Below are 19,029 nucleotides of genomic sequence, written 5' to 3'. Positions count from 1 at the left end.
TTGTTGTCATTGTAGCGGAAAAAAGTCCCTGCCGCTAGAAGCAGACAAGAAAAAAGCAAGGGAAGAGGTCCCTTGCTTCAGCTTATTTACCTAAAAAGTGCTTTTTAAAGAATGATAGTTGGAATTCAAGTGTGAGTGGGTCATTAAAATAGAATTCCTCTGCATTGGCTTCATACACACGATGTTTTTTGACAGCCGGGATGGACTTGTAAATTTCACTGTTTTGATAGGAATTGTCCATTTCGCTGTTTTTACTAATGATCATATAGTCTCCTGCAAATTCAGGGATGACCTCCTGTGAAACTGCGTAGTAGCCGGCTTTTAATGCTTTTTCTTTCACTTTCTCAGGCATTTTCAGTTTCATGGCTTGATAGAGAATTTCTGTTCCGCGGCCCCATGCATCTCCAAAGACGTAAAGATCTTTTGTGCCACTTTCAAAGACAGAAACGGTTGCATCTTCGCCGATTTTTGCTTTGATTTCTTTTCCAGCTTCAGCTGCGCGTTTTTTGAAATCTTTTACCCAAGCTTTTGCTTCTTTTTCTTTGTTTAAAACTTTTCCAATTTCAATGTGCTGCTGAAGGTAATCAACTTTGTTATACGTAAATAAAACGGTTGGTGCGATTTTTTTGAGCTTTTCTACATTTTTAGTATTGCTTAAGCCAATGATGACATCAGGCTTTAGCTTCATGATTTTCTCTACATTTGCATCAGATACTTCTTCCACATTTTTTAATTTCTTTTGGAAACGCGGATTCTTTTTGGACCAAGAGTCAACGCCGACAAGGTTCACACCAAGTGACATGACATTCCCTGTGTAAGAACCGAGCACAACGACACGTTTTGGATGCGCTGGCAGCTTCACAGGACCATTTTCTGATTGATATGTAATTTTGTCTGATGATGTGGATTGATTTCCTTTATTTGAGGAAGAGGTGCTGCTATTGCCACATGCGCTCAATGCAAGTACAAAGATGAGCATCAGAGGGAACAATATTTTCTTCATGAATGTAGACTCCTTTGAAATCGGCACATAAGCCGGATATTGGTTGTATTAGTGATAATGATAATTATTATCACTTGGATATCATATCATAGAACTGTGGGCTGTTGTCAATGACATTTTGATAGCTGGTGATAAAAAATAAAGAGGGGATTTTCGATAAAAAAAAGATCAAGGCAGCATGTGTCCTGATCTTTTTTTTATTTAAACCAGCCTTTTTCTTTTGATCGTGTAATGGCTTCGATGCGGTTTTTCACTTCCAGCTTATCTAAAATAATGGAAATGTAGTTCCGGACAGTGCCGCTTTTAATGCTCAGTTCTTTTGCAATTTCTTTTGTGTTTTTACCATCTGCGACGAGTTCAAGAACCGATTTCTCCCGCTCCGTTAAAGGGTTTTCGTCACTATATAAGTCTTCCATCAATTCAGGTGCGTACACCTTTTTCCCTTTCATCACACTGCGAATGGCACTTGCCAGCTCCTCGCTTGGGCTGTCTTTCAGCATGTAGCCGCTGACGCCAGCTTTTAGCGCCCTTTGGAAATAACCGGAGCGGGCAAAGGTCGTTAAAATGATGATTTTCACATCTGATCCTTTAAGCTCTTCCGCTGCATCAAGCCCGGTTTTTCCCGGCATTTCAATATCCATTAAGAAAATATCAACAGGGTGTGTTTTGGCAAAATCGATGGCATCTTGGCCGTTCGTACCTTTCCCAACAACCGTCATATCGTCTTCTAAATCGAGAAGTGAACCGAGTGCACCAAGCAGCATTTGCTGATCTTCTGCGATAAAGATGTTGATCATTTCATCCCCTCCTTTTCTTTTGCTGCTGAATCATTTGGAATGCTCATAATGAGCTTTGTCCCGTCTTTTGTTTCAATACGCAGGCGGCCATTTGCAAATTCCAATCTTTCTCTTATTCCTAAAAGGCCGTGACCCTTCGTTTGAGAGGGCGGATAGTCGCCTTTAAATGTTCCGTCGTCCTCAACGGTGATGATGGCTTCCTTTGATTTTTGGTGAATGGTGATTTTACAAACAGTCGCGTCACTATGTTTGACGACATTTGTCACCGCCTCTTTGATGCACATGCTCACAATGTTTTCGTTCAGAAGTGAGATGTGTTTCGGTGCTTCCTTTTCATCATAGATCAACTCAATGCCAGCTGCATCGAGAATTTGCTCGATGTTCGACATTTCCTCTTTGATTCGGATCCCCTTCATGGAGGAAACAATCTTCCGTACTTCATTGAGAGACGTTCTGGCGGTCTGCTGGACGCTTTTGAGTTCGGCACGGGCCTGTTCAGGGTCTTTATACACGAGTTTACGGGCAAGGTCACTTTTTAACCCGATCAAAGAAAGCTTTTGTCCAAGGGTGTCATGCAGGTCGCGTGCAATGCGCTGCCTTTCTTCAAGCTTCACAAGATCAGCAATCCGTTCATTGGCATATTCCAATTTCTCCTCAAGCCGTTCACGTTCCTTCCTGCTTCGAATGCTGAGAGGAAGAAGAATGGCACTAATCAGGGTGATCACGACAAAAGGAATTTGTGTGAGAAACCAGCCCTTTTTTAAGATCAAACTAAAGTTCACCGCTATAGCAGCGCTCCCTAGATGAATATAGTATAAGATATAAAAAGGTACTTTTCTTTTAATATGCCCATTGAAATAGGCGATGCAAAAAGCGAAATAAATATAGCTGTAGAGCATCACATAACCAGTTGAAATACCGATCAATAAAAGACCGAAGACATATAAAGACCAGCCTTTTGCGACAAAGGCAAAACGATACACAGCGAAAAAGACGACGTTCAAAATAATGCCGATCACAATACCTAAAGTCGAAGGTGTCTTAAAGATAAAATAGAAGGGCAGGATGAAAAAAATGGCCCATATATAGGGAGAAATCCCATGCAACTTTTGAATTTTAAACTGTTTTTTCATCCGTGTGCCACCTTTTCCGTTTTCGTTCTTTTTCCTTACTTTATCAAATTCAACTTATGGTTGCATCCTGTAAATGACAACAAGCTCCTTCTAGTGTAAGAAAGAGCTTGCACCAATTATGCATTTTTCTTTAGAATGTCTCCTTTAATGACAGGTGCGGGCATCTTCTTAGATTGCCGTGCTTCTTTAAAGGTAACGAATGCTTTCGTTTCTTCATCCCAAAGTCTAAATTTCATTGATTCAATACTTGTTTTTAAAGTGATGGTTGGAACATTTTGAAGCGGCTCACTATGATCATGTGCATGCTCCAAGTGATAATTCGGTACCCTCGGACTTAAATGATGGACATGGTGATAACCGATATTGCCTGTTAACCACTGAAGAAGCTTTGGCAATTTGTAAAAAGAACTGCCTTCTACCGCTGCCTGCACATAATTCCAATGTTCATCTGCTTCAAAGTAAGAATCCTCAAACGTATGCTGAACATAAAACAGCCATACACCGATTGATCCTGAGATCAGGAAGATTGGACCTTGGACAAGCAGGAACTCCTGCCAGCCAAAAAGAAGACACGTTGCAGCTGCTAGCGCAATGATGCTCACGTTTGTGAAATACGTGTTCCAGCGCTCTTTTTTACGAGCATTTTTGACGTTGAAACGGTTTTTTAAGAGAAAGACAAAGATCGGACCTAAAATAAACATCACAAAAGGGTTACGGTAAAATCTGTAGCGAAATTTTGTCCATGCTGATGCTTCTTGATATTCTTTGACTGTCAGGAGCCAAATGTCGCCAGTACCTCGTTTGTCTAAATTACTACTTGTGGCATGGTGAATTGAATGATCTCTTTGCCATTGAAGATAAGGGAAAAGGGTGAGTACGCCCGTTAAAAAACCGAACAGGTGATTCAGCGGCTTCTGTTTGAAAAAGGATTGATGGCAGCAGTCGTGAAAAATAATAAAGACACGTACTAAAAAACCAGCTGCAATAACCGCAAAGAAGAGGGTTAAAAGGTAGGAGATGTTCAGGCTATAATAGGCAAGAAACCAAAGCCCCAAAAATGGGATGAATGTATTAAAGAGTTGAATGATACTTTTTTTCGAATCAGCACCAGAGAATTGGCCAACTTGTTTTCTTAAAGAGGCTTGCTGCTGTGTGTTTGTTGAAGTCGTCATGAACGTTCAAGTCCTTTCCGTTTCTTTCTTCTTCAAAGTATAGAAGGAAAGGTGTCATACTCATAGTAGCACCCATCATGTATTCAATATGACATTTGTCATGTTTGACCTCAAAAAGGCTGATGGGATCACGGTTTTGAGTTTATTTCTCATCAATAAAAAAAGTAAAGGCGCTGGGCCTTTACTTTTTATGAACGAGCTTCATGTACTTTTAACTGCTTGCCTTTAATGGTTGTGTGGCGCATAGCATTCAGCACAAGAGGGCCTTTGCCGTTTAAAATATCGACATATGTTTTCGTGTCTTGAATCGTAATAATCCCAATGTCATCGAATGCAACGCCTTCTATTTTGGCAATGGTCCCAACGAAATCAACAGCCCGCAGTTTCTTTTTCTTTCCGCCGTTAAAATAAAGCTTCATAATATCCTTCTCAACGCCTGCCTGTTTATTTTCCTTTTGAATAGGCGTTTCAATCTTTTCTTCAAAGCTTTCTACATGCTTTTCTGCTTCTTCCTTTGTCGGATAAGGCTGAGTTTGAAAATCTATGCCGGCATCCTGCTTTAATTCATCAATAAGCGGCTTTGCATTCTTTGTCATAAACGCAATCGTTTTCCCGCTTTTCCCCGCTCTGCCTGTTCTGCCAGTCCGGTGAATATAGCGCTCTTTTTCATAAGGAAGATCATAATGAATGACATGTGTCATATCACTGACATCAATTCCCCGGGCTGCTATATCTGTTGCGATCAGATATCGGAATTCACCTTTTTTAAATTCATCCATCACATCAAAGCGGTCTTCCTGTCTCATGCCGCCATGAATTTTGTCACAGGGCACATCCCATTCGTCCAGCTTCATCGTGAGTTCATTCACCCGGTCTTGTGTATTACAGAAAATAATGCAGCTATCTGGATTTTCAATGACGATCGTACGCTGAAGAAGGGAGAATTTCGATTCTTCTTCTGTTTCAATCACGGTGTGAGTGATTTGCTGTACAGACGTTTCTTCACGTGCGATCTCAATGACTTTGGGTGATTGTAAAAACTGTTCGCTCAATTTCTTCATGTCATCAGACATTGTCGCTGAAAACAGCATCGACATGCGCTTTGGCGGCAGATACTGAATAATAGAAGAGACTTGATCGATAAATCCCATGTTCAGCATTTCATCCGCTTCATCTAACACGAAAAATTTGAGATTTTCTAAAGAAAGGGTGCCTTTCTCAAGGTGATCCAAAATGCGGCCTGGTGTCCCGCACACAATATGGTTTTTCTGTGAAAGCTCTACTTTCTGCGCTTGAAAAGGGGCTTTTCCATAAATGGCTGCGGCTTTGATTCGTTTGAATCGCCCGAGGCTTGTGAGGTCTTGTTTGACCTGCATGGCGAGCTCTCGTGTTGGAACGAGGATGAGGGCTTGAGGTTTATTTTCAGCCCAATCAACCATTTCACAAATCGGCAGACCATAGGCTGCAGTCTTGCCGCTCCCAGTCTGAGATTTGACGATTAAATCCTGCTTTGAAAAAGCAATTGATAAAGTCTCGTGCTGAACAGGTGTAGGTGTATGGAAGTGAAGCGCTTCTAACGCTTGTTTCAATTCATCACTTAATGGATATTGATCAAAATGTTGTAATGTCATCGTGTTCTCCTTTTCGTACATTCATACTTGTGACATCATACCATAACCATGACCGTGAATGAAAAGACATAGAAAAAAGCCCCGTAAAGGAGCTTTCAGCGTGCGGACAAATTCTCAAAGGAATCTGCGTTTTACTTTTTCCCAGTAAGAGTTGTCTTTTAATTTCACCGTTTTAATGACTTTTCCTGAAAGGCCAATGTCAATTTGTTTGACGTGTTTTGTGCCGAGTGCTTCGTTATCAAGCCCGATAATTGGATGATCGTTTCCATCCTGCACTACCTTCAGCGTCAGCTTGCGGTCACTGCTCAAGATGAAAGGAGCGCCTAATGTACGGTAAGAGTTGTTATTCAGCGATGCAAGTTCTGTGACCTGCATACAAGGAAGCATCGGATCAACCACGGCGCCGCTCACGGATTTATTGTAGGCCGTTGAGCCAGTCGGAGTGGAAATAATCATGCCGTCGCCTCTAAAAGTTTCAAAGTGGAAATCATCTATATACACATCGATCACAAATGTTTTAATAATGCTGGAGCGGATTGACAGTTCATTTAAGCAATGGAACTGGTTTGTGCTGTCAACGCTTACATCGATGATCGGATATTTTCTCACTTCAAGCTGTTCAGTATTCATGGCATCAATCATTTTATCAAAATGTTCTAACGAGAAATCGCAGTATAGGTGCGTATTCTCTGATTTTGATACCCCTACATACAAGCAGTCATCCCGGAATTTTGTTTTACGTACTGCTTGAAGAAATGTGCCATCCCCGCCAATTGAAGCAATAATGTGGGCATCCTCTGCACGCTTGACGACGTGAAAGCCTTGATCAGTAGCGAGCTTCTCGAGAGAAGAAATGTGTCCATCCAATTCATGATCTTTTTTGTAAAAGAAAAATACATTGCGACGATTGTCTGTCATTGACGTTCTCCCCTTTGCTGTCAAAAATAAATTTCAATGATAAAGGGCTTACATGAAAACCCTTGCTCACATTTTACACTTTTTTCATATGAAAGTAAAAACTTTAGAAAGAACCATCTGATGATCGGATTGCTTTATGAGAAATGAGTCGATGTGAGTGATTTGAAATGGCTGAATCCTGAGCATAATTGAATAGCCGTTTTCTCATGAAAGAATGGTTTAGGTGTTTCGTTGCGGTGAAGATCTAGCCTATTAGGTGCAGGGAGAGGATAAAAAAGCCAATTTTTCGTCATGCGCATATCTAAGTAGACGATGTAAAGTTGATCGTTATTTAAGAGAGGTGCTATCATATGCCTACATGAAATGTAAAAAAACCACAATTCCTGTGAAACATTTCGTGCGGGCATTCGTATGAATGAAGTGAGATAAAAAGGAGGAGAAAAAGATGAATGCGAAAAGATGGGTAGCACTAATTATTGCACTTGGTGTTTTCGGATTTTCAATTGTGATTAGTGTCACGATGGCCTTGTTCGATAGCTTCAATGACAATAAAATGATCTATCAATTCGGGGATGAAATAGAAGAGAAGGTACTAGAGAATGGCAGCGGTGCAGGCAAGATTGCTGTTCTTGAGATTAATGGAACCATTCAAGATAATGGCGGCGCATCGAGCCTATTAGGCGGAGAAGGTTATGATCATCGTGCATTCCTCAAGGAACTAGATAAAGCGAAAGAGGATGCTTCTGTAAAAGGTGTACTTCTGCGCGTAAACTCTCCTGGCGGCGGTGTCTATGAAAGTGCTGAAATACATAAAAAATTAGAAGAAGTGAAAAAAGCGAAGAAGCCGATTTACGTATCTATGGGATCAATGGCAGCTTCAGGCGGCTACTACGTGTCAACTCCAGCGAAGAAAATCTTTGCTTCACCTGAAACATTAACAGGATCGTTAGGTGTCATCATGCAAAGCTTGAATTATTCAAAGCTCGCAGATAATCTGGGTATTAAATATGAAACGATTAAGAGCGGGAAATTCAAAGATATCATGTCTCCAAACCGTGATATGACAAAAGATGAGCGCAACATCATGCAAAGCATGGTCGACAACTCTTATGAAGGATTTGTCAAAGTGATCTCTGAAGGACGCGGCATGTCAAAACAGGAAGTCAAGAAAATTGCTGACGGCCGGGTATATGACGGGACACAGGCAAAATCGAACGGATTAGTCGATGAGCTTGGGTATTATGAAGATGCATTAAAAGCGATGAAGAAAAATGAAAAAGGCTTAAAAGGAGCAACAGTGGTCAGCTATTCTCAAAGCTTTGGCTGGAACTCTCTTTTCAACATGAGTGCAAGCAAGCTCTTTAAAAGCGAAATTGATTTTCTGAATTTAAAAGAAACACTGGCTGGCTCAAATGGGTCTAAACCGATGTATCTCTATTCAAAATAAAGGAGGGATCATAGATGGATTCTACATTCGATGAAGTAAGCGAAAGCCGCAGCCAAGAGGAAGAATCGAAGCCGGCCTTTGTGAAGCGCGCTTCAATTGAAGCACAGGCGTTTGCAGGTTTTTGGATTAGATTTTGGGCATTTATTCTTGATTGGCTCGTCGTCTGGGGTGTAAACCATTTGACGGTTTCTCCAATCTTTAGTCTGTTTGGCTGGTCCAAAGGAGGGGGATGGTTTTCTCCATTTTCCGTCACAACGACGATTGTATTCCTCCTTTATTTCGCCATCATGACGAAAATCTTTCAACAAACACTTGGCAAGATGGTGTTTGGGATTAAAGTGGTCTCACTTCAGCCTGAGAAGAAGCTGGCATGGGATGTTATTTTCTTTAGAGAGATTGTGGGACGCTACATTAATACGATCTTTATTCTCTATGCTATCGTTGGGTTCTCACCGAAAAAGCAAGGGGTTCATGATTACTTTGCCGATACGGTGGTCGTCCATGAACATTTATATGAAAAAACAGAATCAAACGTATAATCAGAGGGAGTTTGGCCGTAACGGTCAAACTCTTTTTTGTTGATTGGGTATAAAATCCAGAATGAGAGCCATAATCGTAGGGGAAGCATCATTTGTTATGGAGGAAGTGAGCACAGTGCTTTACGTTTGGATCGCAGCGTTTTTGTTTCTTGTGATCTTGTTGATTTTCATGAAAGTAACCATTTCGCTGGACTATTCGCATACAAACGACAATGACCACATTGCACTGAAGGTCATCACCTTATATGGATTGGTCAGACTCAAAAAAGAGATTCCGATGGTGAGGATCAATCCAGAAGACCAAACGATTGATATTCGTGAGAAGAAAATGAAGAGCGCCAAAACGCCTGATCACGAAAAAGAATCGATGCATAAAAAAGTAGGAAAACGTGATATGAAGCAGATCCTTCATCAAATGGAGCGCATCACAAAAGAGATTGTCGATTTAAACCGGATCATGCGCAAGTTCTTCATCCACGTAAAGATTGACTCGTTTCACTGGTCGACATGGATCGGCTTTCAAGACGCCGCTTTAACAGGTGTAGCAGCCGGCGGTGTGTGGTCAGTTAAAGGAGCACTGCTTGCCTTTATGCAGGAGCATCTCACCTTTAAGCATAAACCGATATATGAAGTCATTCCGGCCTTTCAGCACAATGTGTCACAGACTCAGTTTACATGTATAGCTTATTTCCGTATTGGACATGCTATGCTTGCAGCCATTCGTTTACTTGTCCATTGGTTAAAAGGAAGAAAGGCGAGAAAAAGTGCCTCTCTTCAAGCAACGAAGAATGAATCATCTGTTTAAGGAGGAACCCGAAAATGGCAGATCATCCAATCCAAGGTCTCATGAAGACAGCGATGGAAAACTTAAAAGAAATGATAGATGTGAATACAATCATCGGCGATCCAGTCGAAACCCCTGACGGCAGTGTCATTCTCACTGTGTCAAAGGTTGGTTTTGGATTTGCAGCCGGCGGCAGTGAATTTAACGGGAACCAAAAGAAAGAAAAGCGTTCTGATGAACAGGAACGAAAAGAGCCGAGACTCCCATTTGGCGGCGGAAGCGGCGGCGGGGTGTCGATTACACCAATCGCCTTCTTAATTGTAGGAACAAACGGAGTTCGAATGCTTCATTTGGATGAACACACCCATCTGCTCGATAAAATATTGGATTCTGCTCCTCAAGCAATTGAACGTCTTCAGCACATGTTTAAGAAGGATGAGCGGGAGCACCGTCACAAAGAACGAAAACTAGATGACATAGACCTTTAAAAAGTTAGCTGCGCTGCAGTTAACTTTTTTTGCAAAATGGACGATTAGGCTTTGCAGTTTTTTGCTTTCTCTACTATGATAGAACCATACATTTGAAAAGGGAGGAATTGTTTTGGCATCGATCACATTTAAAGGAAGTCCTGTCACGCTTGTAGGAAATGAAGTAAAAGTAGGCGAGCAGGCTCCTGATTTTACGGTATTAACGAACTCACTTGGAGAAGTTTCACTTTCTGATTTAGCAGGAAAAGTGACGATCATCTCAGTGATTCCTTCTATTGATACAGGTGTGTGTGACGCACAAACAAGACGTTTCAATGAAGAGGCAGCGGGTTTAGGTCCTGTCAATATTTATACGATTAGTGCAGACCTTCCATTTGCACAAGCACGCTGGTGCGGAGCAAACGGAATTGAAAATGTCGAAACATTATCTGATCACAGAGATATGTCATTTGGTGAAGCATTCGGAGTGTATATGAAAGAATTGCGTTTATTGGCGCGCGCAGTCTTCGTATTAGACCCTAACGGAAAAGTGGTTTACACTGAATACGTAAGTGAAGCAACGAATCACCCAAATTATGAAAAAGCCATTGAAGCTGCAAAATCACTGTTATAAAAGCAGCATCGACAAGAGCTCCGGCTTCATCCTGGGGCTCTTTTCAATGAGAACATATAGCTTTTAACAAAGCGAGGAGAGAAAAGCATTGCAGAAAGATCAAGTAAGTACGATTTTTGAACTGCTCGATACAGCTTCTATTCGATTAAAAAAGGAACAGAGCATTTCTTATATTGAAGCATTGGCAGAAGCAGGAGAAGCCTTTTTCCAAGCAAATGATCGAAACGGTTTATTAAAGGATTTAATAGAGAAAGCAGATTTTGCTTCTTATGATCATGAGCAGATTCGTAAAGCGTTTCAGCTCGCCGTATTGAAAGGTCAAAAGGATATTTCTCATCCAAATCGCCAGATGACACCAGATACGATTGGACTGTTTGTCAGCTATTTGGTGAACAAATTTTTAGATGGTCAAAAAGAGCTTGTAGTCTTTGATCCAGCAGCGGGAACAGGAAACTTACTTCTTGCTGTTTTAAATAATCTCACTGCAGAAACAAAACGCGGCTTTGCGTCTGAAATTGATGATGTGCTCATTAAAATTGCTTGGGCGCAGGCGAATTTAGAGGAGAAAGAAGTTGAGCTTTTCCACCAGGACAGTCTTGAGCCGCTTCTGATCTCACCGGCAGATGTCACTGTATGCAGTCTCCCAGTCGGCTATTATCCAAATGATGAGCGTGCAGCAGACTTTGAATTAAAGGCAAAAGAAGGACATGCTTTTGCCCATTATTTATTCATTGAACAAAGCCTTCGCTACACAAAAGAAGGCGGCTTCCTATTCTTCATCATTCCAAATGATTTGTTTGAAGGAAAAGAGAGCGTACAATTAAAGGATTTCATCAAAGATCATGCGTATATGAATGCGTTAATTCAGCTGCCAGTGTCCATGTTTAAGGATAAAAAACACGCCAAAAGCTTATTTGTGATGCAAAAGAAAAAAGAAGGGCTGGAAGCACCAAAACGAATGCTGTTTGCCAATCTTCCATCTTTCTCACAGAAGGAAGCAATGGTCGGTGTGATGAGAAAACTAGACCAGTGGTTTATAGAAGAAAAAGAAACGAAAGAATAGCCAGAGTGATTTCTGGCTATTTTACTATTCAGAAAATAACGACTTATTGATGTAAGCGATAACAGTTTGAAGGTGCACTTGAAATGCAAAGTTTTCAATGTTTAAATGAAAAAGTCAGATATTTTTCGGACTTATCGTTAAACTATAAAAGACCCGTCAAACAGGTTGAATATAGCACCGGAAAAAACGTGAAACCTTATATAACAACTGAGTAAAAGGAGCGACAGTAATGTCCAAAATTATTGCAATTAACGCAGGAAGCTCATCTCTTAAATTCCAATTGTTCGACATGCCAGAAGAAACCGTTTTAACAAAAGGGCTTGTTGAAAGAATCGGAATGGACAACAGTATCTTCACGATCTCTGTAGATGGAGAAAAGAAAACAGAAGTGACAGATATTCCAGATCACGCAGTAGCGGTCAAAATGCTGCTTGAAAAACTAACTGAATTTCACATCATCAAAGACTTTAATGAAATTGATGGCGTAGGACACCGCGTTGTTCACGGCGGAGAGAAATTCAGCGATTCTGTTCTTTTAACTGATGAAGTGATCAATGACATTGATCAGCTTTCAGAGCTTGCACCACTTCACAACCCTGCAAACGTTGTAGGAATCAAAGCATTCAAACAAATTCTGCCTGACGTACCAGCGGTTGCTGTGTTCGATACAGCATTCCACCAAACTATGCCAGAGCAGTCTTACCTATACAGCCTTCCGTACGACTACTACAAAAACTTTGGTATTCGTAAATACGGATTCCACGGGACAAGCCACAAGTTCGTTACAGAGCGTGCAGCAGAGCTATTAGGCCGTCCACTAGAAGAGCTTCGTCTGATTTCTTGCCACCTTGGAAATGGTGCGAGTATCGCAGCAGTTGAAGGCGGAAAATCAATCGATACATCTATGGGCTTTACACCACTTGCTGGTGTTGCAATGGGTACACGTTCTGGTAACATTGACCCTGCCCTTATTCCATTTATTATGGAAAAAACAGGACATACTGCTGAAGAAGTGCTTTCTACTTTGAATAAGAAGAGTGGTCTTTTAGGTGTGTCTGGTCTGTCAAGTGACCTTCGTGATATCGAAGAAGCAACAGAAGAAGGAAACGACCGTGCAGAAGTTGCTCTTGATATTTTTGCGAGCCGTATTCATAAATACATCGGTTCTTATGCAGCTAGAATGAATGGCGTAGATGCGATCATCTTCACAGCTGGAATCGGTGAAAACAGTTCAGAAGTTAGAGCACGTGTACTTCGTGGTCTAGAATTCATGGGCGTTTACTGGGATCCATCCCTAAACAACATGAGAGGCGAAGAAGCATTCATCAGCTACCCGCACTCACCTGTAAAAGTAATCGTCATCCCAACAAACGAAGAAGTAATGATTGCAAGAGACGTTATGCGTTTAGCGTAATCAAGTTTGAGAAGCTCTTTTCCAATAAGGAAAAGAGCTTTTTTCTGTTAAAAGCAGCATGCTATAATGTTGTCCAATACGAAGCAAAAGGGAGCGGTGCGAAAGATGAGCGTGACAGAACATAAACGTGAGGCGAAAGAAAGGCTTTATGTGAAAGTCATTACGGTCAGTGATACAAGAACGAAAGATACAGATAAAAGCGGCCGTCTGATGATTGATTTGCTCAAAGAACAGGGACATCTTGTTCTTGCATACGATATTGTAAAAGATGATATAGGATCGATTCAAGACGCTGTGCTGGAGGGAACAAGCGAACCGAAAATAGATGCCGTCTTGTTAAATGGCGGCACAGGAATTGCTGCAAGGGATGTGACCATTGAAGCGATCACCCCTCTTTTTTCCAAGGAACTGCCTGGCTTTGGCGAAATCTTCCGCATGCTCAGTTATACAGAAGACATAGGTTCAGCTGCTATTTTATCCAGGGCAACGGCAGGGGTCGTCAATCAAAAGGCTGTCTTTGCCACGCCGGGATCTACCGGAGCCGTTCGTTTAGCCATGACCAAACTCGTGATTCCAGAGCTTCCTCATGTCTTACGAGAGCTTGAAAAGGATCAAAAATAGCCCAAAATGACTCTGCCAAGAAAATTTGGCAGAGTTTTTTTCATAAAGGGGTTGAAAAAACAATTTTTCCTTGTTACAGTGTATACATACTAAATGCATGTTTATAAATTAAAACTTATTTTTATGCAAAAACATTCACAGAATCAAAACAAGCGAGAGGAGCTTTTCAATCATGTCACAAAATAAAAAAGTCGTATTAGCATATTCCGGAGGTCTTGATACCTCTGTTGCAGTTAAATGGTTACAAGAGCAAGGATACGAAGTCGTTGCTTGCTGCTTGGACGTAGGTGAAGGAAAAGATTTAGCATTCGTTCAACAAAAAGCACTTCAAGTCGGAGCTGTTCAATCATACATGATTGACGCAAAAGAAGAATTTGCTGAAGAGTTTGCGCTCACTGCATTACAAGCACACACAATGTATGAAGGAAAATATCCACTAGTATCTGCCCTATCCCGCCCGCTTATTGCAAAAAAATTAGTGGAAGTGGCAGAAAAAGAAAATGCAGTAGCAGTTGCTCATGGATGTACTGGAAAAGGGAACGACCAAGTTCGTTTCGAAGTATCCATTAAAGCATTGAATCCAGACCTAGAAGTTCTTGCACCAGTGCGTGAATGGAAATGGTCTCGTGATGAAGAAATCGATTATGCACAAAAACACGGTATTCCAATCCCGATTAACTTAGACAGCCCATATTCAATCGACCAAAACCTTTGGGGCAGAAGTAACGAATGTGGCATTTTAGAAGATCCTTGGGCTGCGCCGCCAGAGGGTGCATACGATCTGACAAATCCACTTGAAAAAACGCCTGACACACCTGAAATCATTGAGATCACGTTTGAAAAAGGAAAACCGACTGCGATTGATGGTATCCAATATTCATTATCTGATCTCATCCTTCATTTAAATGAAGTCGCTGGTCAGCATGGTGTAGGCAGAATCGATCACGTTGAAAACCGTCTTGTCGGCATCAAATCCCGTGAAGTGTACGAGTGCCCAGGTGCTGTCACACTTCTTAAAGCACATAAAGAGCTTGAAGACTTAACGCTTGTCAAGGAAGTGGCACACTTTAAACCAATCGTTGAACAAAAAATGGCTGAATTAATATACAACGGCTTATGGTTCTCACCGCTTAAAGAAGCACTAGATGCATTCTTACAAGAAACACAGCAGAACGTAACGGGTGTTGTACGTGTGAAACTATTTAAAGGTCATGCCATTGTAGAAGGACGTAAATCACCATATTCACTTTATGATGAAAATCTAGCAACTTATACAAAAGCAGACGAATTCGATCATGATGCAGCTGTAGGATTTATTAACCTTTGGGGCTTACCGACAAAAGTAAACAGCATCGTGAATAAAAAGGAGCAGGTTAAAGCATGAAAAAGCTTTGGGGAGGCCGATTTCAAAAAACACCAGAAAAATGGGTCGATGAGTTTGGCGCGTCCATTCATTTCGACAAACAATTAGTCAAAGAAGATTTGACCGGCTCCCTTGCTCATGCAAGTATGCTGAATAAATGCGGTATCCTCGGCGATGAGGAGGCCGCTGCCATCAAAGACGGACTAAATACACTCATGAAAAAGGCAGAGGCGGATGAACTGGAATTCTCAGTAGATTATGAAGACATTCATTTAAACCTTGAAAAAATGCTCATTGATGAGATTGGTCCGCTTGGCGGCAAATTGCACACAGCGAGAAGCCGGAATGATCAGGTTGCAACCGATATGCACTTATATTTGAATAACCAAGTCGAGCATATTATTGAGCTGATCTCTTCTTTTCAAACGGTGCTTGTAGAAAAGGCAGAACAGCACGTTGAAACAATTTTTCCAGGATATACGCACCTGCAGCGTGCACAGCCTATTTCGTTTGCCCATCATATGCTCGCCTATTTTTGGATGCTTGAGCGTGACAAAGCGCGCTTTCAAGATTCATTGAAGCGAATTAACGTGTCTCCACTTGGATGCGGAGCGTTAGCAGGAACGACATTCCCGATTGATCGTGAATATACAGCAGAGCAGCTTGGCTTTGACCACATTTACGAAAACAGCCTCGATGGTGTGAGTGACCGGGACTTCATTTTAGAGTTTTTATCTAATAGCAGTCTTGTGATGATGCACCTCTCACGTTTTTGTGAGGAAATCATTTTATGGTGCTCGCAAGAATTTAAATTCATTGAACTCGATGACACGTATGCAACAGGCAGCAGCATGATGCCGCAGAAGAAAAACCCGGATATGGCTGAATTAATCCGCGGGAAAACAGGCCGCGTGTATGGCAACCTGATGGGGCTTCTCACGATTATGAAAGGCTTGCCGCTTACGTATAACAAAGACCTGCAAGAAGATAAAGAAGGCATGTTTGATACAGTGAAAACCATCGCTGGCAGCCTGCAAATTTTTACAGGCATGATTCAAACGATGACAGTGAACGAAGATGTCATGAAAAAGGCAACAAAAGAAGATTTCTCAAACGCGACAGAAGTGGCAGACTACCTTGCGAAAAAAGGCATGCCATTCCGTGAAGCACACGAAATCGTTGGCAAGCTTGTGTATACATGTATTCAAAAAGGCATCTATCTAAGTGATCTTCCTTTTGAAACATTTACAGAAGCAAGTGAGCTTTTTGAACAAGACATTTACACAGTTCTTGATCCATATGTTGCTGTTGAAAAAAGAACAAGTGCAGGCGGAACTGGATTCAAACAAATTCAGCTCGCTTTAGAAAAAGCAAAAACCTGCCTGGCATAACTTATCAAAACCATTCATTTATACGGATGGTTTTTTTGTCATGGAAAAAGGAGATTGATGATCATTGGAGAAATGAAAGCATACCTGCGTCAAGCAGAAGAGGGAGTGACAGCAGATCATGAAGAAAACGCTTGAGGCTTTGTTTCATCAACCAATCGTATCAGTGAAAACGTTAGGAGAACAATATGACGGACGGGTTAATGATGTGTGGCTGATCTCCTTACAAGATAAAACGGAATATGTAGTCAAATCTCCTAAAACTGCAAGAGAAGAAAGTGAATTTGTATTTGGGATCAAGATGATCTATGGAGTAGATGACCGTACTGTACAAGAGCATATCGATCAAATCAATCAAAAGCTGTCTCATATGAATTCCTTTCATATTCCAGAAGTTGTTCGTAAAGTGAAGAAGGCAGGGAGACATTTTTATGTAATGGAAAAAGTAGAAGGAACACCTTGTACATCTTTTGAGGGACGTTCATCAGACTTTTATAAGGATTATGGGAGGAAACTAGCACAACTTCATTCATATCGTACTGACTTTTTTGGTGCAGTCTACGGAGCTGAAAAGAAGCATTTGAGAGAATTCCATGCTGTGTTAAAAAAGGCTGTATCCAAACTCATAGACCGCTATTACGCTGATCAGCCTGAATTTCACTGTTATGCAGAAATTGTGCTGCAAAAGATTGAAAAGCTAAGGACGCCTGATTCAGCCAGTCTTATTTTAATTGATTTAGATCCGTCTCAATATATTGAAAATGATGATCTAGTGACGAGTTTAGTTGATACAGAATATGTCGTATATGGACCAGCTGCGTTTGATTTTATTGCATTGGAATACCTTTTGACGAAAGAAGCTGCCCGCAATGTTCAATTGGGTTATGAAGAGATTTGCCCGCTTCCTCGTGATCTTCATGAGGTGAGAGAGTGCTATCGTTTTGTTTCGCTGCTTCTCGATATCCATGGCTCATGGGATTTGAAAAAGTGGATGAATCACCCTATACTGTTTGACTCATATCGATAAAGGGTTCATAAGTGCGCCAGATGCCGGTTTATAGTAAAGTAAAAGATAAGATAAGAAACACGTGAACTTGCAACCTTTGCTTTAGGAGGAGATTGTGTGCGACACGCATTAATAACAGCGGGTTCTAAAGGACTTGGCCGGAAAGTCACCGAGTCTTTACTGAATATGGGGTATTCTGTGACAGTGAATTATCGAAGTGATGATGAAGCTGTCCGGCAGATGAAAGAAGAATTACAGCAGTACGAAGATAAGCTTCAATTTGTCCAAGGTGATGTGACAAAAAAAGAAGATTTAAAAAACATGGTAGAGCTGGCAGCAGAGCGATTTGGGCGGATTGATGCCCTGATTAACAATGCTGGCCCTTATATTTTTGAACGAAAAAAACTGGCGGATTATTCTGAGGATGAATGGTATCAAATGATGGAAGGCAACCTATCAGCAGTATTCCATTTGTTCCGAATGGTCATCCCAATGATGAGAAAACAAGGCTTTGGCCGCATTATCACTTATGGCTTCCAAGGTGCAGACCATGCGCCAGGCTGGATGCACAGATCAGCCTTTGGAGCGGCAAAAGTGGGTCTTGCGTCATTGACGAAAACCATTGCGATTGAAGAAGCCGAAAATGGTATCACGGCCAATATGGTGTGTCCAGGCAAAATCGTTGGAGACATGAAAGAATCGACAATAGAGGAAGCCCGCCAAATCAAAGACGATGAAACGCCGATAGGCAGGTCTGGCACTGGAGAGGATATAGGACGTATCATCTCATTTCTATGCGATGACCGTTCAGATCTTATTACAGGGACCGTCATTGAAGCAACAGGTGGTCTTAACGTGATTCACAGGCATTAAGTTTTTCAGCTTTTTATAGAGGGAATAAATGATATGAGATCAAAAATTGAAAGGTGGATATACTCACATGAAAGCTACATATCATGGACATTCAGTTGTACACATTGAAACAAACGGATACCATATTTGGATTGATCCATTTTTAAATGGAAATAAGCACACAGATATCAAACCGCAAGATGTGAAAGCGAATGTCATTTTACTGACACATGGACATGGAGATCACATCGGCGACACCATTGAAATTGCTAAAAACAATGATGCACTTGTTGTCGCGCCTTTCGAACTTGCCACGTATTTAAGCTGGCAAGGGGTGAAAACGCACCCGCTTTCTATTGGAGGCGGCCGTGAGTTTGAATTTGGTAAAGTGAAGCTCACGCAAGCGTTCCATGGTTCAGCTGTCATTGATGAAGAGGCACAGACGATTACGTATACAGGGATGCCATCAGGTATTTTATTTACCGCAGAGGGCAAAACCATTTATCATGCTGGAGACACTGCACTCTTTTCAGATATGAAGCTGATTGGTGAACTGAATCATATTGAGCTCGCATTCCTTCCAATTGGTGATAACTTCACGATGGGACCGGAGGATGCAAGAATCGCAGCAGAATGGCTGCGGGCAAAACAGGTCGTTCCGATTCACTACAGCACATTCCCGCCAATTGAACAGGATCCGCATGCATTTGCAGACAGCCTGCATGGCGGCGTCGGTCATGTGTTAAACAGCGGGGAATCAATCGAGATTTAATCCTCATATGAATAAAGCTGGCACA

At 41.5% G+C, this 19,029-nt stretch carries 19 protein-coding genes; 13 read left to right on the top strand and 6 right to left on the bottom strand.

What is annotated here, in order from left to right:
• Positions 1-82: 82 nt before the first annotated feature.
• The 6 genes from NST65_RS13460 to NST65_RS13435 all read right to left on the bottom strand — a co-directional run bounded on the left by NST65_RS13460 (position 83) and on the right by NST65_RS13435 (position 6,654).
• On the bottom strand, positions 83-1,003 hold the full coding sequence (locus tag NST65_RS13460) for an iron-hydroxamate ABC transporter substrate-binding protein (protein WP_211043098.1): 921 nt from the start codon (positions 1,001-1,003) through the stop codon (positions 83-85).
• Between the two features lie 197 nt (positions 1,004-1,200).
• Positions 1,201-1,800 carry a response regulator transcription factor gene (locus NST65_RS13455; protein ID WP_034279592.1) on the bottom strand — a complete coding sequence of 200 codons (600 nt, stop codon included), beginning with the start codon at positions 1,798-1,800 and terminating at the stop codon, positions 1,201-1,203.
• The gene (locus NST65_RS13450; RefSeq protein ID WP_034279595.1) at positions 1,797-2,933 is read right to left on the bottom strand and encodes a sensor histidine kinase; all 1,137 of its coding nucleotides are present in this window, start codon (positions 2,931-2,933) and stop codon (positions 1,797-1,799) included. Before NST65_RS13450 ends, NST65_RS13455 begins: the two co-directional genes overlap by 4 nt.
• Before the next feature lie 116 nt (positions 2,934-3,049).
• Positions 3,050-4,105 carry a fatty acid desaturase gene (locus NST65_RS13445; protein ID WP_034279598.1) on the bottom strand — a complete coding sequence of 352 codons (1,056 nt, stop codon included), beginning with the start codon at positions 4,103-4,105 and terminating at the stop codon, positions 3,050-3,052.
• Between the two features lie 188 nt (positions 4,106-4,293).
• A complete protein-coding gene (locus NST65_RS13440; protein ID WP_342488988.1) occupies positions 4,294-5,736 on the bottom strand; it encodes a DEAD/DEAH box helicase in 1,443 nt (480 codons plus the stop codon).
• 114 nt (positions 5,737-5,850) lie between these two features.
• Positions 5,851-6,654 carry an NAD kinase gene (locus tag NST65_RS13435; RefSeq protein WP_034279604.1) on the bottom strand — a complete coding sequence of 268 codons (804 nt, stop codon included), beginning with the start codon at positions 6,652-6,654 and terminating at the stop codon, positions 5,851-5,853.
• Between the two features lie 445 nt (positions 6,655-7,099).
• On the opposite strand from NST65_RS13435, the gene sppA reads away from it, so the two are divergent.
• The 13 genes from sppA (at position 7,100) to NST65_RS13370 (ending at position 19,004) form a co-directional block, all read left to right on the top strand.
• Positions 7,100-8,101 (top strand): signal peptide peptidase SppA, encoded by a 1,002-nt coding sequence (sppA, locus tag NST65_RS13430; protein ID WP_111926329.1) that lies wholly within the window; start codon positions 7,100-7,102, stop codon positions 8,099-8,101.
• 14 nt (positions 8,102-8,115) lie between these two features.
• The gene (locus NST65_RS13425) at positions 8,116-8,640 is read left to right on the top strand and encodes an RDD family protein (RefSeq protein WP_024424812.1); all 525 of its coding nucleotides are present in this window, start codon (positions 8,116-8,118) and stop codon (positions 8,638-8,640) included.
• Positions 8,641-8,737: 97 nt separating this feature from the next.
• Positions 8,738-9,445, top strand: coding sequence for a DUF2953 domain-containing protein (locus NST65_RS13420; protein ID WP_111926331.1), 708 nt, complete (start codon positions 8,738-8,740; stop codon positions 9,443-9,445).
• 14 nt (positions 9,446-9,459) lie between these two features.
• Positions 9,460-9,912, top strand: a complete 453-nt coding sequence (gene ytfJ, locus NST65_RS13415) for a GerW family sporulation protein (protein WP_007501733.1) — start codon at positions 9,460-9,462, stop codon at positions 9,910-9,912.
• Between the two features lie 112 nt (positions 9,913-10,024).
• On the top strand, positions 10,025-10,525 hold the full coding sequence (gene tpx, locus NST65_RS13410; RefSeq protein WP_024424810.1) for a thiol peroxidase: 501 nt from the start codon (positions 10,025-10,027) through the stop codon (positions 10,523-10,525).
• An 88-nt stretch (positions 10,526-10,613) separates the two neighbouring features.
• Positions 10,614-11,588 (top strand): class I SAM-dependent methyltransferase, encoded by a 975-nt coding sequence (locus tag NST65_RS13405; protein WP_034279615.1) that lies wholly within the window; start codon positions 10,614-10,616, stop codon positions 11,586-11,588.
• Positions 11,589-11,817: 229 nt separating this feature from the next.
• Entirely contained in the window at positions 11,818-13,002 is a 1,185-nt protein-coding gene (locus NST65_RS13400) for an acetate kinase (RefSeq protein ID WP_024424808.1), read from the top strand.
• Positions 13,003-13,107: 105 nt separating this feature from the next.
• Entirely contained in the window at positions 13,108-13,623 is a 516-nt protein-coding gene (locus NST65_RS13395) for a MogA/MoaB family molybdenum cofactor biosynthesis protein (RefSeq protein ID WP_024426150.1), read from the top strand.
• A gap of 172 nt (positions 13,624-13,795) precedes the next feature.
• Entirely contained in the window at positions 13,796-15,007 is a 1,212-nt protein-coding gene (locus tag NST65_RS13390; RefSeq protein ID WP_024424806.1) for an argininosuccinate synthase, read from the top strand.
• Positions 15,004-16,377 carry an argininosuccinate lyase gene (gene argH / locus NST65_RS13385; RefSeq protein WP_034279618.1) on the top strand — a complete coding sequence of 458 codons (1,374 nt, stop codon included), beginning with the start codon at positions 15,004-15,006 and terminating at the stop codon, positions 16,375-16,377. Before NST65_RS13390 ends, argH begins: the two co-directional genes overlap by 4 nt.
• Before the next feature lie 118 nt (positions 16,378-16,495).
• Positions 16,496-17,401 (top strand): phosphotransferase, encoded by a 906-nt coding sequence (locus tag NST65_RS13380; protein WP_034279621.1) that lies wholly within the window; start codon positions 16,496-16,498, stop codon positions 17,399-17,401.
• A gap of 96 nt (positions 17,402-17,497) precedes the next feature.
• Positions 17,498-18,253, top strand: coding sequence for an SDR family oxidoreductase (locus NST65_RS13375; RefSeq protein ID WP_034279624.1), 756 nt, complete (start codon positions 17,498-17,500; stop codon positions 18,251-18,253).
• 67 nt (positions 18,254-18,320) lie between these two features.
• A complete protein-coding gene (locus tag NST65_RS13370) occupies positions 18,321-19,004 on the top strand; it encodes a metal-dependent hydrolase (protein ID WP_034279627.1) in 684 nt (227 codons plus the stop codon).
• The last annotated feature ends 25 nt before the right edge of the window (positions 19,005-19,029 follow it).

The sequence above is a fragment of the Bacillus sp. FSL P4-0248 genome (assembly GCF_038593305.1).
Taxonomy (GTDB): Bacteria; Bacillota; Bacilli; order Bacillales; family Bacillaceae; genus Bacillus; species Bacillus safensis.
This window is presented reverse-complemented; position numbering and strand designations above follow the sequence as displayed.